General features: G+C 42.5%; 13 protein-coding genes, 1 tRNA gene, 1 other RNA gene and 1 other annotated feature. Of the genes, 4 read left to right on the top strand and 11 right to left on the bottom strand.

Annotated features, from left to right (window positions below):
• Nucleotides 1-119 precede the first annotated feature (119 nt).
• An RNA gene (ffs, locus tag GD002_RS17115) (signal recognition particle sRNA large type) lies at nt 120-385 on the bottom strand.
• A 554-nt stretch (nt 386-939) separates the two neighbouring features.
• Between ffs and GD002_RS17110 the strand changes: the two genes are divergently transcribed.
• A tRNA-Ser gene (locus GD002_RS17110) sits at nt 940-1,032 on the top strand.
• 95 nt (nt 1,033-1,127) lie between these two features.
• Here the strand turns inward: GD002_RS17110 and thrB are convergent.
• From thrB to GD002_RS17095, 3 genes are read right to left on the bottom strand one after another with little or no spacing between them, the layout of a single operon-like run.
• Nucleotides 1,128-2,024, bottom strand: a complete 897-nt coding sequence (gene thrB, locus GD002_RS17105; RefSeq protein WP_153733581.1) for a homoserine kinase — start codon at nt 2,022-2,024, stop codon at nt 1,128-1,130.
• A complete protein-coding gene (gene thrC, locus GD002_RS17100) occupies nt 2,024-3,082 on the bottom strand; it encodes a threonine synthase (RefSeq protein WP_153733580.1) in 1,059 nt (352 codons plus the stop codon). Before thrC ends, thrB begins: the two co-directional genes overlap by 1 nt.
• 6 nt (nt 3,083-3,088) lie before the next feature.
• Nucleotides 3,089-4,381, bottom strand: a complete 1,293-nt coding sequence (locus GD002_RS17095; protein ID WP_153733579.1) for a homoserine dehydrogenase — start codon at nt 4,379-4,381, stop codon at nt 3,089-3,091.
• 156 nt (nt 4,382-4,537) lie between these two features.
• On the opposite strand from GD002_RS17095, the gene GD002_RS17090 reads away from it, so the two are divergent.
• Nucleotides 4,538-5,902 carry an aspartate kinase gene (locus GD002_RS17090; protein WP_153733578.1) on the top strand — a complete coding sequence of 455 codons (1,365 nt, stop codon included), beginning with the start codon at nt 4,538-4,540 and terminating at the stop codon, nt 5,900-5,902.
• A gap of 23 nt (nt 5,903-5,925) precedes the next feature.
• On the opposite strand, the gene GD002_RS17085 is transcribed toward GD002_RS17090, so the two are convergent.
• Both GD002_RS17085 and GD002_RS17080 read right to left on the bottom strand, forming a co-directional pair.
• Nucleotides 5,926-6,585, bottom strand: a complete 660-nt coding sequence (locus GD002_RS17085; RefSeq protein ID WP_153733577.1) for a deoxynucleoside kinase — start codon at nt 6,583-6,585, stop codon at nt 5,926-5,928.
• Complete coding sequence (locus GD002_RS17080; RefSeq protein ID WP_153733576.1) at nt 6,572-7,219, bottom strand: deoxynucleoside kinase; 648 nt, start codon at nt 7,217-7,219, stop codon at nt 6,572-6,574. Before GD002_RS17080 ends, GD002_RS17085 begins: the two co-directional genes overlap by 14 nt.
• Nucleotides 7,220-7,408: 189 nt before the next feature.
• Between GD002_RS17080 and tadA the strand changes: the two genes are divergently transcribed.
• On the top strand, nt 7,409-7,906 hold the full coding sequence (gene tadA / locus GD002_RS17075; RefSeq protein WP_153733575.1) for a tRNA adenosine(34) deaminase TadA: 498 nt from the start codon (nt 7,409-7,411) through the stop codon (nt 7,904-7,906).
• Between the two features lie 26 nt (nt 7,907-7,932).
• Here tadA and serS read toward each other — a convergent pair whose 3' ends face one another.
• Nucleotides 7,933-9,216, bottom strand: a complete 1,284-nt coding sequence (gene serS, locus GD002_RS17070) for a serine--tRNA ligase (protein ID WP_153733574.1) — start codon at nt 9,214-9,216, stop codon at nt 7,933-7,935.
• Between the two features lie 257 nt (nt 9,217-9,473).
• Nucleotides 9,474-9,683, bottom strand: a binding site (T-box leader).
• Between the two features lie 86 nt (nt 9,684-9,769).
• Nucleotides 9,770-10,615, bottom strand: coding sequence for a pyridoxal 5'-phosphate synthase lyase subunit PdxS (gene pdxS / locus GD002_RS17065; protein ID WP_153733573.1), 846 nt, complete (start codon nt 10,613-10,615; stop codon nt 9,770-9,772).
• A 100-nt stretch (nt 10,616-10,715) separates the two neighbouring features.
• On the opposite strand from pdxS, the gene pdxR reads away from it, so the two are divergent.
• Nucleotides 10,716-12,137, top strand: a complete 1,422-nt coding sequence (gene pdxR / locus GD002_RS17060; RefSeq protein ID WP_153733572.1) for a MocR-like pyridoxine biosynthesis transcription factor PdxR — start codon at nt 10,716-10,718, stop codon at nt 12,135-12,137.
• A 19-nt stretch (nt 12,138-12,156) separates the two neighbouring features.
• Here the strand turns inward: pdxR and GD002_RS17055 are convergent, their stop codons facing one another.
• The 3 genes from GD002_RS17055 to GD002_RS17045 all read right to left on the bottom strand — a co-directional run bounded on the left by GD002_RS17055 (nt 12,157) and on the right by GD002_RS17045 (nt 15,738).
• Nucleotides 12,157-13,506, bottom strand: a complete 1,350-nt coding sequence (locus tag GD002_RS17055) for a serine hydrolase (protein WP_408020107.1) — start codon at nt 13,504-13,506, stop codon at nt 12,157-12,159.
• A 177-nt stretch (nt 13,507-13,683) separates the two neighbouring features.
• Entirely contained in the window at nt 13,684-15,150 is a 1,467-nt protein-coding gene (guaB, locus tag GD002_RS17050; protein ID WP_153733571.1) for an IMP dehydrogenase, read from the bottom strand.
• Between the two features lie 102 nt (nt 15,151-15,252).
• Nucleotides 15,253-15,738: a glutathione peroxidase gene (locus GD002_RS17045; RefSeq protein ID WP_153733570.1), complete on the bottom strand. Its 486-nt coding sequence runs from the start codon at nt 15,736-15,738 to the stop codon at nt 15,253-15,255.
• Between the last annotated feature and the right edge of the window lie 523 nt (nt 15,739-16,261).

The following is a 16,261-nucleotide window of genomic DNA, read 5'->3' as shown; positions in this document are numbered from 1 at the left end:
TCCTGGCGTTTACTCTATTGTAAAAGAAAATAGACTGTAGGAAAACTCCAAATTTCCGGAGTTTGTCTACAGTCTGACTCGTCCATTTTAAAATGGACGAGTGAATTGTTCAATTAAAGCCGTGCACCTTTCTTCGACTGCCGCACATAAGCGTTACTCTTGTCGTTGGCTCGGCCTAGGCTACCCCGCGGCACATGAGAGAGTCCACTTAATGCTGCTTCCTTCCGGACCTGACATGGTTCATGGGTTCCCATTGCGCAGGACCCAGACGTCAACACTACGTGCAAAAGGCAGACCCTACATGCGAACAGCCTCGAAAAGGAATTCAGTCTTGCTAGAGCGGATTGCAAGTTACAGGGCACCGCTAATTCCCCACCTAGCACGGCATTCCTCATTATACGCAACTTTAATTGTGATTGCAATGGTAAACCTTGTGTCTTATGAAATGATTGCACATGCCTGTTGCGTTCTATTTTTATCTGCTAATTAAAATATAAGTAACACTTAACGTAACATAACGTTTTTTGACAACTTAAAATTCTAGTAATTAAATGAAATGGAAAGAGTCGTTGATTTTATAGTAGAGTCTCTCCTGTTATTCTATCCTTTGCTCAGAGCTGTTATTGTCACGTCTGTTTATGAATGGTTGAAATATGCATTGTTTTGTATGTTTGCAACTGCAGTATTTCTTAATCCCCACGATTGATTCACTAGTGCACATATTCCTTTTCCATCGGCAAATTCTCTTCCACTTATCTAAGTAGCTTTTTCGATATTTCTTTTTGCTGTCATTTTGAAAACCACAACGATACATTAATCAACAAAAAGATTTGAACTAAGTTTCTATTGCTGACGCTATGTGTACCGACAAAAAGAAAAACATTAAGATAATGGTTGACATGTTTTTTAGAACATGATAAAGTATTACTTGTCCAACACGGAGGAATACCCAAGCCCGGCTGAAGGGATCGGTCTTGAAAACCGACAGGGGTGTTAAAGCCCGCGGGGGTTCGAATCCCTCTTCCTCCGCCATATTTTAGACACTACACGTTACATGATGTAACGTTTTTTTATTACACAAAAACAGAAAGAGCATCCAGGCACAAATAGCCTTTGGATGCTCTTTTTTATTTTGTAATAAACGCGCCTTGTTCGGCTGGTTGCAGCGCAATTCCTTGATAATGCGGAAAACGCTGTCCTAGCAAAGCCGCCACTTGTTGCTCAGTTCCTGGGGGTACAGCGATGAAGAGAGACGGTCCTGCTCCACTGATCGTCATGCCATATGTACCGATTTCCTTACATGCTAAACGAATTTCATCAAAATCTGGAAACCCCATCTTGCGGAATGGTTCATGGAAAATATCTCGTTCCATCATGCGACCCGCTGTCACCCAGTCAGCCTGAGCGATTGCAGCCGTCATCACACTGCCGGCTGCACTTCCTTGAATCGCTTCTTTATGCGTCAATTGCTCAGGTAATAGCCCACGAGAAGCTTCCGTTTTCAAAGCAACTGGCGGTACCATGATGACCACACCGATGGGAGGTGCAGGGAATGTCATTACTTCCATATGCTCTTCCGTGAAATAGGAGACAGTCAACCCTCCAAGCAGGGCAGCCGTAACGTTATCTGCATGACCTTCCAACTCACTACCGATCCGCAGTTTATCCTGCGGTGACAACTGCAAGTCCGCTAATTCACTAGCAATTTCAATTCCAGCTGCAATAGCTGTAGCACTACTACCGAGACCTTTTCCTAAAGGAATGTCTGAACGTACAACTAATTTTTGCGGTGCAACGAATCGATCATATTGTGCCACCACCTGTTGAATGGTTTGCACGATTAAATTCGTTTCGTCAGTTGGCAGTGAAGAATATTCCTTATCTTGATACAGAATATTCCACTCTAAAGCAGGTGTTACTTCTATTGTCATTTTAAGTGAAAGGGCAAGACCTAAATGATCGAAGCCGGGTCCGAGATTCGCCGTTGTGGCTGGCACGGTCACTGAAAAACCGGCTTCAGTCATTAGTCGTTCCCCTCTTTCAATTCTTTCAAGAAGCTATCAAACTGTTCATTTGTCATTAATGGCTTATCGGAGTTAACATTGATCGCTGTCTCAGGATCCTTCAATCCGTTTCCTGTCAAAATGCCCACAATTGTTGTTCCTTTTTCAATTAATCCTGCATCTAGACGTTTTTTGATTCCTGCAATAGTTGCACAAGATGCCGGTTCAGCGAAGATGCCATCTGTCGCAGCTAGCAGTTGATAGGCTTCAAGGATTTCCTCATCCGTAGCAGACAGAATATCACCGCCTGATTCTTCAAGAGCTTGAGTAGCCAAATGCCAGCTTGCAGGATTTCCGATACGGATGGCTGTCGCTACGGTTTCTGGCTCTTCGAATACACGGTCATATACGATTGGCGCTGCACCGTCTGCTTGAACACCAAGCAACTTAGGTGTGCCTGTACCTTTTTTCTCTGCATACTCTTTGAAGCCTTTCCATGCAGCAGAAATATTCCCGGCATTTCCTACTGGTAACGCGAAAATATCAGGTACTTTCCCAAGCTGTTCGATCGCTTCGAATGCTACCGTCTTTTGTCCTTCCAAACGATAAGGATTCACGGAGTTTACTAACGCGATTTTTCCTTCGCCGACTTCACGTACCATACGAAGTGCTTCATCAAAGTTTCCTTCGATCGCAACGATTTCTGCCCCGTACATTTTTGCCTGTGCCAATTTACCGAGTGCAATGCGGCCTTCAGGAATTACAACAATTGTCCGCATTCCAGCACGAGCACCGTAAGCTGCTGCGGCCGCAGAGGTGTTACCTGTTGATGCACAAATCAAAGCAGTTTTACCCTCTTCTTTCGCTTTAGCTACTGCCATAACCATCCCACGGTCTTTAAATGAACCAGTCGGATTCGTTCCTTCTGTCTTCACATAGAGATTAATACCCCACTGCTTAGACAAATTTTCCAGATGAATTAATGGCGTATTCCCTTCCTGTAAAGTCAATGCAGGCGTATTTTCCGTCACTGGTAACCATTCTTTATATTCTTCAATTAGTCCATTCCATCTTCTCATAATAAATTATTCTCCTTCCACCCGGTAGTGACTCGAAATGTCAATGACCGCTGGTGTATCTTTTAAGTCTTGTAAAATATCTAAATGCTGTTGGCGAGAAATTCTATGTGTAATGAATATTAAATCCGCACCCTCATCATGACGCTCCGAATCTTGGACGACTGTTGCCAAACTTGCTTTATGATGACTGTAAATCGAAGTCAGTTCCGTCAATACGCCCACCTCATCGCGTACAGTGATCCGGTGGAAGTAGCGTGCAAACTTTTGATCATCCGTCTTCACTTGGCGCTCATATTGAGGCGCATGTAATCTCTTACCATTTACGCCAAGCAATAAATTCCGACAAGCTGCCACTACATCTCCTGTAACTGATGTCGCAGTCGGCATAGATCCAGCTCCTGGACCGTAGAACATCGTTTCTCCCACTGCATCCCCGTAAACATACACTGCATTAAATTCATTGTTAACTGTCGCTAAAGGGTGAGAATTCGGGAAGAATACAGGCTCCACTGCCACTTCGATTCCATCTTCATCCTTTTTCGCAGATCCCGCCATTTTAATCGTATAACCAAACTGTTCAGCAAGTTGTAAGTCGCCATCTTTGATTTCTTTCATCCCACGGACAAACACATCATCCAAACGCACTTCAGTGGAAAAAGACAAAGAGGCTAAAATGACCATTTTACGTGCCGCATCAATGCCATCGACGTCTGCTGAAGGATCTGCTTCCGCAAAACCTAATTCCGTCGCTTCCGCCAATGCTTCTTCATACGTCTTATTTTCATGCTTCATCTTTGTTAAAATAAAGTTAGTTGTTCCGTTAACGATTCCTGTCAGTGCAGTAATTCGATCAGATGCTAGACCATCTTCTAGGGTACGGATCAATGGGATACCACCACCGACACTCGCTTCATATAATAAGTCGCACTTATTTGCATCTGCCAGCCTCAATAGCTCAGGGCCTGCCTCAGCCATGACATCCTTGTTTGCTGTCACAACGCCTTTACCCGCTTCCAATGAACGTCGAATTGCCTCTTTTGCATCTAACGTACCGCCCATCACTTCTACGACCAGATCGATGTCGGGATCATTGAGCACCTCGTCCAAAGACGTGGTAAACATTTCTTTTGGTATCACACCATTACGTTTTTTATCTAAATTTTTAACGACTACTTTCTTGATGGATACAGGAACGCCTAACTTATGACGCAAGTCGTCTTGATGATTATGCAAGATGGTTGCCACGCCACTTCCTACAACTCCATAGCCCAACAAACCAATATTAATTTCATTTTTCATTTGACGATTCTCCTAACTATATGTACACTATGAAAAAACAATCGTTCTTCGTATAAGGACAATTATAGAGAATTCTGCCTTTAATAACAACCCGTTTTCATTAATCTTCTAAAATAATAGATAGATAATCTTAAAGTAGATAGGATCTGGTATATAATGAAAGTTTGTAAATTTGGCGGTACATCCGTCGCATCCGCAGAACAAATTCGCAAAGTGGTTGACATCGTCGTGTCCGATCCAACTCGGAAAATCGTTGTAGTCTCCGCACCTGGCAAACGTTTTTCCACAGATATCAAAGTAACTGACCTATTAATTGACCTGGCAGATACCGCACTAGCGGGTAAAGATACAGCCGAAGCGTTGCAAAAAGTCGTGGATCGCTATCAACAAATTGCCGAAGGACTTGGTCTCGACAATGAAATCTCTCAAGTGATTGAACAAGATTTAATCAGACGAGTAAAAAAAGATCAGTCTGACCACATCCTTTACATAGATAGTTTAAAAGCTGCCGGTGAAGATAATAACGCAAAATTAATCGCAGCCTATTTTCAACATATCGGTATAGAGGCGGAATATGTTAGCCCACGCGAAGGCGGTTTGCTCGTCAATCAGCGACCAGAACGAGTACGTGCGTTGCCTGAAGGTGATGAAAAGCTATCCACTCTGAGAGATAGAAAAGGGATCATCGTATTTCCTGGCTTTTTCGGCTACACGGAAGATGGAACATTACGTACATTTAACCGCGGAGGATCTGATATTACAGGAGCTCTTTTAGCAGCTGCTACGAATGCAGAACTTTATGAAAATTTCACAGATGTAGATTCTGTTTTTTCAGCGAATCCAACAGTTATTGAAAATCCAAGAGCTATCGAAACTGTCACGTACAGGGAAATGCGCGAACTTGCCTATGCTGGCTTTTCAGTCTTCCATGAAGAAGCATTAGTTCCCGCGTTCCGCCACTCCATTCCAGTTTGTATTAAAAATACGAACAACCCGAGTGCACCTGGCACGATGATTGTGCGAAATCGAGACCACTCGATCCAATCGGTTGTTGGAATTGCAGCAGACAAAGGATTCTCCACTTTATTCGTCGATAAATACTTGATGAACTTGGAGATCGGGTTCGGTCGTCATTTGCTACAAATCTTAGAAGAAGAAGAGATTCCTTATGAGCATACACCTTCTGGAATCGACAACCTTTCTGTGATAATTCGGACGGAGCATTTAACAAATGAAAAGGAAGCGCGCATTATGACTCGTATCGAACAGGAGTTGAAACCTGACGATGTTCATTTCCAACACGATTATTCTATGGTCGTGCTTGTAGGAGAAGGTATGCGCCATGCGAGAGGCCTGGCAGCACGTGCGGCATCAGCTATTGCACGGACAGGAGCAAACATCGAAATGATTAACCAAGGTTCTTCAGAAGTCAGCTTAGTTTTCGGAATTCAGGAAAAAGATGAAAACTTAGTCCTCCGCGAATTATATCACGAATTTTTTACAGAAGTTACATCACATTGAAATAATAGAGAGACGGCATACACTCAATTACCAAGTGCCGTCTCTCTTCTCATTTCACTTGCTACTTTCTCGATAATTCGATCTACGTCTTGTCCATTTCCTAGTAAATCATACTCTTCTATATTTAGCCGAATGACAGGACATGCCGTGAACGAATTAATCCACTCTTCATATCGATGATACATTGCCTCCCAATAAGTGAGAGGCGTCTGCAATTCCATATCCCTTCCACGCTCCTGAATTCGATCCATAATAGAATCCAATGAACCCTCTAAATAAATCAACAGATTAGGATGTGGAAAATAAGGTGTCAACACCATTGCCTCATATAAATTCATATACGTCGCATAATCTACGGCATCCATCGTGCCTTCATCTGCATGCATTTTCGCAAAGATCCCGACATCCTCGTAAATAGAACGGTCTTGCACAAAGCCACCGCCACTTTCAAAAATACGTTTCTGCTCTTTAAAACGTTCTCCTAAAAAGAAGATTTGCAAGTGAAAACTCCATCGTTCAAAGTCCTTATAAAACCTCTCCAAATATGGATTCTCTGTTACGTTTTCAAACGATGCCTGAAAACCGAGACGAGAAGCAATCGCTTGAGTCATCGTGGACTTACCAGCCCCCACCATTCCAGCTACTGCAATAACACTATTCATTGGAATATTATACGGATTCATTCATTTTCAAACCTTTCTGCACAGCTGCGTCCACTCTATCCAATATAGTCTCCATATCTTTTTCATTTCGCACAAAGTCCATCTCATCACCGTTTATATGAAGAACAGGTATATCAGGATGCGCTTTCTCAAATTTAGGTATATAGGTACGATAGTCATCAGAGAGTTGCTGCAAATAATCGCGATCCATCTTGTCTTCATAAGAACGACCACGCTCATCAATACGTTGTAGCAAGGTTGGCAACGTCGCTGACAATGAAATAACGATATTCGGCATTGGTAGACCTTCAATTAAAATACGATAGATCTCTTTATATTTACGGAAATCGAATGGATTCAGTGTACGCTCTGCAAACAACATATTCTTGAAGATATGATAGTCTGCTACGATGGGCGTGCCGGCAGAAATATATTTCGCATCGATCTGTTTCAATTGTTCGTAGCGATTGCATAGAAAAAACATTTCCGTTTGGAAGCTCCACTTTTCTCGATCTTGATAAAATTGATCCAAAAAAGGATTTTCACTGCTAATTTCTTGCAGTTTTTGATAGGAATAGGCTTTAGCAATTGCTGTGGTCAACGTAGTCTTGCCTACACCAATCGGGCCCTCAATAGCAATGAATGGAACAAACACGTAGCACTCACCCTTCCGCTAGATATTGCATGTCCTATTTTAGCATATTCCACAGCAGTGCATGCTAATTATATAGGCAACTGTCGCAACGTTTATACTGTAATTCTATTCTTAATTGTTTCACGTGGAACATTTACAATATTGATTTTCATCTCCCAGATGATAGACTGTTTGTAAGGAGTGGACAGTATGATAAAAGATGACAAACACTACATGCAGTTAGCAATAGAAGAAGCACGGAAAGCCGCCGCTTTGGAAGAAGTTCCGATCGGTGCAATCATCGTACACGATGGACAAGTCATTGCTAGAGCGCATAATTTACGTGAAACATCGCAGAATGCAGTAACCCATGCAGAGCTTTCTGCTATCCAGCTTGCCTGTGAAACATTAGGTAGCTGGAGATTAGAAGACACCGTTTTATACGTCACGCTAGAACCATGTCCCATGTGTTCGGGTGCAATTCTCCAATCACGTATCCCTCGTGTAGTATACGGTGCACGCGATCCAAAAGGTGGCTGCGTTCATACATTTTATCAATTGCTCAATGACTCTCGTTTCAATCATGAATGTGAAGTGACGGAAGGTATATTGGCAGAGGAGTGTGGTCAACTACTGACCAATTTTTTTCGGGCTATTCGACAAAAGAGAAAAGAAGAAAAAAAAGAAGCTCGTCGCCAAGAGTCTTAACTCATTAGCGACGGCTTCTTTTTCAATTATTCTGGTGCTTCAATTTTTTCTTTTCCACCCATGTATGGACGAAGCACTTCAGGAATCACGACTGAGCCGTCTTCCAGTTGATAATTTTCCAAGATTGCTGCCACTGTCCGTCCAACCGCCAGACCACTACCGTTTAACGTATGAACGTACTCAGGCTTAGCACCTGGCTCCCGACGGAAACGAATAGATGCCCGACGCGCTTGGAAATCTTCAAAGTTAGAGCAAGAAGAGATTTCACGATACATATTTTGTGTCGGAATCCATACTTCCAAGTCGTATTTCTTAGCAGCTGTGAATCCTAAATCCGCTGTACACATTTTCAACACACGATACGGTAAGTTTAATAATTGCAGTACGCGCTCCGCATGTCCTGTCAACTTCTCCAACTCATCATAAGAATCTTCTGGCTTCACAAAACGAACAAGCTCTACTTTATTGAACTGATGCTGACGAATCAATCCTCTTGTATCACGACCCGCAGATCCTGCCTCTGAACGGAAATTTGTGCTGTATGCTGTGAACGCTACTGGCAATTTTTCACCATCTAAAATTTCATCACGGTAAAAGTTCGTTACCGGCACTTCGGATGTCGGAATTAAGAAGTAATCTTCTTCTTCAATCAAAAATGCATCTTCTTCAAATTTAGGAAGTTGCCCCGTTCCCGTCAAGCTTGTCCGATTCACCATATAAGGTGGTAGCATTTCTTCATATCCGTGTTCTTCATTATGAAGGTCGAGCATGAAATTGATCAACGCACGCTCAAGTCGTGCACCAAGTCCGCGATAAAATACAAAACGGCTGCCTGTCACTTTTGCGGCACGTTCAAAGTCGAGTAGCTGCAAATCTGTTCCAAGCTCCCAATGTGGCTTCGGTTCAAAGTCAAAAGTTGGTTGTTCACCCCATGTCCGAACCTCCACGTTATCGTCTTCACTATCCCCTACTGGTACACTTTCATGCGGGATATTCGGAATGCGCATGAGAACATAGTTTAGTTCTTCTTCCACTTTCGCAAGTTCTGTGTCATAGGCCTTGATTTCCTCACCGACTTCGCGCATTCTTGCAATCACTTCATCAGCATTTTCCTTATTACGCTTCATTTGTGCAACTTGTTGTGAAACTTCATTTCGCTCTGCTTTGAGAACTTCAACTTTTGATAAAATCTCGCGTCGCTTTTCATCCAAACCGCCGAACTTATCAAAGTCGGTTAAATCTTCCCCTCGTTTGCTCAGCTTTTCCTTTACCTCTTCAAAATTTGTACGCAATACCTTACTATCTAGCATGCGATTCGCCTCCTTTTAGTTACATTCAAATGATAAAAATCAATCAATCACGCCTCAGTGTGATTGCGTCTGGATTTTGAAATGTGCCTACACATTTAACTCCTTTCAAAATCCATGATATCCGCCGGAGGCTTTATTTGGATTCAGCGGGCGTTTAAATGCCCAATGAACAGTGAGAGCATTACAGTTATCCCACCACTTATAGAAGTGGTACTTCTCTGCTGAATACAAATAAAAAAAGCCCTCCATCCCCTTATAAAAGGGACGAGAACTACCCGCGTTGCCACCCAAATTGACTGGTTACCCAGTCCACTTGTTTGAGATATCGGCTCAACTGACCGGCAAGAACCTACTAATTTCAGTTCTGCTACTCCAGGACGGATTCACAACGGTCTTTACCAGCTCGCACCATCCGCTGGCTCTCTTTGAAAAACGTAGTTGCTACTGCTTCCTATCATCGTGATACATGTGAAATTATATTCATTATACTATATGTATTTGAATTATCAAGTAAAGGTGTGCCTCATTGCGAGAACAATAAGGCACCTTCTCTTTATGAACTACGAATAGCCATTAGTTCGCTCTCCGACAGCTTCGATATCTCTAAGCCCTTCATTGGCGTACCGATTCCTTTTGACAACTCTGAGATTAATTTATAATCTTTATAATTTGCTGTTGCCTGTACAATTGCCCGAGCAAATGCTTCCGGGTTATCCGATTTGAAAATTCCCGAACCTACGAATACTCCATCTGCGCCTAGCTCCATCATCAACGCTGCATCGGCAGGAGTCGCAACACCACCCGCTGAATAATTAACAACTGGCAATCGGCCTGTTTCTTTAATTTCTAATAAAATTTCAAACGGTGCTCCTAAATCGCGGGCTTCCGTCATCAACTCATCTTTGCTCATATGCACTACTTTATTTACCTGAGCGTTAATCATCCGTAAATGACGCACAGCTTCCACAATATTTCCGGTGCCTGGTTCTCCTTTTGTTCGCAGCATTTTCGCTCCTTCACCTAAACGACGAGCTGCCTCCCCTAAGTTACGTGCTCCACAAACGAAAGGCACGCTAAAATTGCTCTTCAAAAGATGGAACTCATCATCTGCAGGCGTCAGTACTTCACTTTCATCAATAAAATCAACACCTAGCGCCTCCAGTACTCGTGCTTCAGAAATATGTCCAATGCGCGCTTTCGCCATCACTGGAATAGAGACTGCTTGCTGCACTTCCTCGACGATGCGAGGATCTGCCATTCGTGCGACTCCCCCTGCTGCCCTTATATCTGAAGGCACCCGCTCTAATGCCATAACCGCTACGGCTCCTGCTGCTTCAGCTACTCTTGCTTGTTCTGCATTAATAACATCCATGATGACGCCACCATAATGAAAATTCATATTCCTTCCTCCTTTTCGATATTTTCAGTATAATTTAATTTGACCACATTGAAATAGCCAGTTAGACAATATACTAAGTGGTCAGTAGGAGGATGTTCTCGTGGACATTATTTTCATTGAGCTTCAAAAGACATCAGACATTCCGTTGTATCAGCAAATATACAATCAAATTCGTCAGGATATTATCGATGGAAAATTTCCCGTCGGCATGAAGCTACCTTCAAAACGCCAGCTCGAAGATCTTTTGGACGTCAGCCAAACGACTATTGAAATGGCATATGATCAGCTGACGGCAGAAGGTTTCATTGCCGCGGAACCGCGAAAAGGATATTTCGTTCAGGCTATTGAAGAATTAGCATATGTACAGCCCACTAAATCTGATATGCCGGTAGCTGTGCAGAAAATAGCTGAACCCATTCATTTCGACTTTTCAGCAGGAGCCATCGATACAGAATATTTCCCCTTCACGACTTGGCGTAAATACGCACGCGATGTAGTGGATGTGTCTCATTCACATTTATTACTGTTGGGCGATCCACACGGTGATTTGGAACTACGTCAGGAAATTGCTCGTTATTTATATCATTCACGTGGAGTGGACTGTATACCTGAACAAATCATCATCGGGTCGGGAACTGAGCAACTTCTCCCTTTAATTATTCGGATATTGGGAGAAGAGGCGCGTTATGCCATTGAAGATCCCGGCTATTTACTGACACGACATGCCTTTTCGGAGAATTATAGAGAAACGATTCCAATTGCTGTAGATCATGAAGGAATGGACGTGAAGGCTCTTCAGAGATCGGATGCTTCTATAGCTTACGTTACCCCTTCCCATCAATTTCCGACTGGTACAGTGCTTTCTGCGGCTCGTAGGACGGCTCTTTTGAATTGGGCAGCCTCCAATCCAGAATTCTTCATTATTGAAGACGACTATGACAGTGAATTCCGTTACCGTGGCCGTCCGATCCCCTCTTTACAAGGAATGGATAAAGGAGATAAAGTCATTTACCTAAGCACGTTTACAAAGTCTCTAATGCCTTCCATGCGGATTGCGTATATGGTACTTCCTTCTATGCTGTTGGATAGATATCGTAAAGCGTTCATCCCCTATTCATCCTCGGTGCCTAGAATCGATCAGCACATTCTGGCGCATTTTATGGCAGATGGTCAATTCTCCCGTCATCTGAACAGAATGAGGAAAATCTATCGTCGAAAAATGCACGTACTGACGGAGACACTAGAATCTTACAAACCATCCATTTCATTTTCAGGTGATGAAGCGGGAATGCATATTTTGCTTCACACACACCTCGATATGACCGAACAGGAGCTGTCAGCGAAGGCTTTATCTGTAGGAGTGAAAGTATATGGCTTGGATACATATCGAACAATCCCGGGGTTATCAGACCCTTCCTTCCTCATCGGTTTTGGCGGTTTATCCGAACTGCAAATTAAAGAGGGCATCCATACTCTAATGAACGCGTGGAACATCAAAAAAGCAGCGATGCCTAGTAATTAGGCACGCTGCTTTATGTTATTCAATCAAATAATCCCTTTATAAAACCAGTAGAGCTTTTCCAAGCACTTGCGAAGAAATCACCAATTGCTCCCATCGTTAGAGAGAACCATCCTGCTTTTTTTACTTCTTCCGTTGTCACGACTTCCGTGCCCGCTGTCTTGCCATCGATATAGCCATAATCTGAACCATCTTTTTTCACTAGCTTTACATGTCCGATGACTGTACCTTTTTTCAATGGAGCTTGAACTTTTCCATCTTTCACAAGCTTTTTATCTAACACAAGCTGTGGCTCATACTCATTTTTATCGCTATTGCGAATTAACATACTGACAGGTTCTTTTGTAGCAATTCCAACTTTCTTCTCTTTTCCTTTAATGACGCCTAATGTTTTTTGTTTCTTAAACTGGTGTCCTGCTGGTAAGATTTCTGTTTCGGAAAATTGGCTAAAGCCATAATCGAATAATGCGCGAGTTGCATCAAAACGTGCTTGATAAGAACCGACGCCCTTTGCATCCACCGCTTTCATAACAACCGCGATGACACGTTTATCATCACGTGTAGCTGTACCTGTAAAGCAATGTCCTGCAAACTCTGTAGTACCTGTTTTCAAACCATCTACGCCTGGGTACTCATACACTAAACCTGGAAGCATGAAGTTCCAGTTGTCCATTTTGATTTCATCTTCTGTACCTTCACGGAATAATTTCCTACTGATTTTTGTTGTTTCAAGTACTTCTGGATAGTCTGCCAATAGATGATACGCCAATTTTGCAACTGAACGTGCAGGCATGACGTTCTCATCTTTCTCACCCGTACCTGCCGGATGCATTCCTTGTAATTCCTTATTATTTAAACCTGTAGAGTTGACAAATTTATAATCCTTTAACCCAAGCTCTTCTGCTTTGGCATTCATTAATTTTACAAACTCCGCTTCCGTTCCTGCAATCGTCTCCGCAATTGCAATCGTAGCCGCGTTTGCCGAATAAATAGCAACAGCTTCATAAAGTTCACGGATCGTATACGTGCCATCACGGCGAAGTGGCACATTGCTCAAACGACGATCTTGCGACACAGCATATGTATATCCGTTCACCCGATACTCTTGATCCCAAGAAATCGTTCCTTCTTCCAGCGCTTCAAACATCAAGTATTCTGTCATCATTTTTGTCATACTTGCAATACCTAGCGGCTGGTCAGCATTCTCTTCATACAAAACTTTTCCACTGTCCGCGTCAATCAAAATTGCTCCGTCTACATGAATCCCCAGTGAAGATTCCGCATTTGCTACAGTCGAATTGATTCCAATTGTTGCAAACAACATCATCGGCACCAATAACGCTGAAAGCCATCTTCTTGTACCCTTTTTCACTCATTATACCCCCGTATTGACAATATCAAAAATCAGTGTAACACATTCACAACACATCATGTATCTTTATCCCAAAAAAACACCTTTTCGCCCATAGAAAGTAGCGAAGAAAGGTGCAAAAGCATACAAACGGCAGGAGAGCACTAAGAGCCTTCACTGCCGAGCTTTATTGACTTGTTACCGCACAGAGTAGTTTGGAGCTTCTTTCGTAATTTGAACTTGATGCGGATGACTCTCCTGCAAACCAGCACCCGTCATACGAATAAATTGTGAATTTTCACGATGAGCTTCCAAATCCTTCGAACCACAATAGCCCATTCCTGAACGAATACCACCCACTAGCTGATGAATCGTATCCGAAAGCGGCCCTTTATAAGGCATACGACCTTCAATGCCTTCAGGTACAAGCTTTTTCTCATCTTCCTGGAAATAACGATCTTTCGAGCCTTGTTCCATTGCAGCTACAGATCCCATACCTCGATACACTTTAAAACGACGTCCTTGGAAGATTTCAGATTCTCCCGGACTCTCCGTTGTACCTGCTAACAAGCTTCCTAGCATGACAGCATGTCCACCAGCAGCTAATGCCTTTACGATATCTCCAGAATACTTAATACCGCCATCTGCAATGATGGTCTTACCATGTTTTCTTGCAACCGTTGCACATTCGTAAATAGCTGTAATTTGAGGAACTCCAACACCGGCTACTACACGCGTCGTACAAATTGATCCAGGTCCAATCCCAACTTTCACCACGTCAGCGCCTGCTTCATAAAGCGCTTCTGCTGCCTCTGCAGTTGCTACGTTTCCTGCTACAATTGCAAGTTCCGGATAATTTGCACGTATCTCTTTAACCGTATTGATAACACCCTTAGAATGCCCGTGTGCCGTATCAATTACAATGATATCGACTTCTGCTTGGACTAACTTCTCCACACGCGTAGACGTATCTACAGTGACTCCTACAGCTGCACCAACCAACAAACGTCCAGCTTGGTCTTTTGCCGCATTCGGGAACTCAATTACTTTTTCAATATCTTTAATAGTAATTAATCCATTTAGGATGCCGTTACTATCTACAATAGGAAGCTTCTCAATTTTATACTGCTGTAACATTTTCTCTGCTTCTTCTAACGTAGTACCTACTGGAGCTGTTACTAAGTTTTCTTTTGTCATGACTTCATCAATGATCATGGAATAATCTTGAATAAATCTAAGATCTCGGTTAGTCAAAATACCTACCAACTTTTTCTCTTCCATGTTATTTACGATTGGAACACCTGAGATTCGATATTTCCCCATTAAGTGCTCTGCATCAAACACCTGGTGCTCTGGAGTTAAGAAGAACGGATTTTTAATTACACCATTCTCCGAGCGTTTTACCGTAATGACTTGCTCCGCTTGTTCCTCAATGCTCATATTTTTATGAATGATTCCAACTCCACCTTGACGTGCCATTGAGATCGCCATCTTAGATTCGGTAACCGTATCCATCCCTGCACTGATAATTGGAATATTCAACTTAATTTTATCCGTCAAACTCACGGCCAAAGATACGTCTTTCGGTAATACATCAGATGCGGCCGGCACTAATAATACATCATCAAACGTCAGACCTTCACGAGAAAACTTCGATTCCCACATTAACTTTCTGCCTCCTAAAATAACTGTTGTCGGTAAAGATTATTAAAAGGTTATCAGCGTCATTGAAACGTGTCAAGGCAGAACAGTGTAAACTAACTATTCCTATTTTTCATTAAATAGTTTTTCCACTGATTTCTGCATTTTTAATGGATTGGTTTGAGGAGCAAATCGATCTACAACCTGTCCATTCTCATCAATTAAAAACTTCGTAAAGTTCCACTTAATTCCTTCCGTTAGTATACCCTTTTGTTGATCAGTCAAGTAAGTGAAAAGAGGTTCCGCCTGATCACCTTTCACATCTACCTTTGCAAACATGGGAAACGTCACGCCATAGTTTACTTGGCAAAATGAAACTGTCTCATCAATATCCTCAAACTCCTGATTGTTAAAGTTATCAGATGGAAATCCAAGTATTACAAGCCCTTTGTCTTGAAACTCTTCATATAACTGTTGTAGCTCTTTAAACTGCTTAGTAAAGCCACACTTACTGGCAGTATTCACAATAACCATTGGACTTCCTTCATAGTCCTTTAGCGACTGCTGCTGACCGTCAGCAGTTTGTACAGTAAAGTCATAAACTGTCGTCATATAAGCTCGCCTCATTTCTTTTAATTCACTCTACCTGAATTTCACAATAAAACCTAGCATACTGTTTTGTCTTTCCCTCTATTATTTCAAAGTTAATCTTCAAAACATACTACCTATTATATTTTTCTCCGTAGATTTTTTACTACGATAGCTAACCTTTAACTAAAGCGCACTAAACTAGAACGAATTTCAAAAAGAGAGAAACACTGAATGCAGTGCAAAGTTAGAGCTCAAACTAAACACCACTTCTGTGTTTTTCCACTTATGATCAGGTCGTCTTCTGCAACACACCAATCTCTCCGCTCACCGAGCCAAACTACCAATGAACCGTACCAAATCTAGGTCAGATCGAGCCTTTACCTCATCACAACGCGCTATTCTTCCTCTCAAACGAGCGAAGCTCTAGTTGCAACGAGTCAATACATTTCATTTCTTTCCTTTCTCTGAACGCACAAAAAAGCCACTCCCCATAGGGAATGGCTTTGTGCCTGGCAACGTCTTACTCTCACAGGGGGAAGCCCCC

It is taken from the genome of Sporosarcina obsidiansis (assembly GCF_009651005.1).
Taxonomy (GTDB): Bacteria; Bacillota; Bacilli; order Bacillales_A; family Planococcaceae; genus Sporosarcina; species Sporosarcina obsidiansis.
This window is presented reverse-complemented; position numbering and strand designations above follow the sequence as displayed.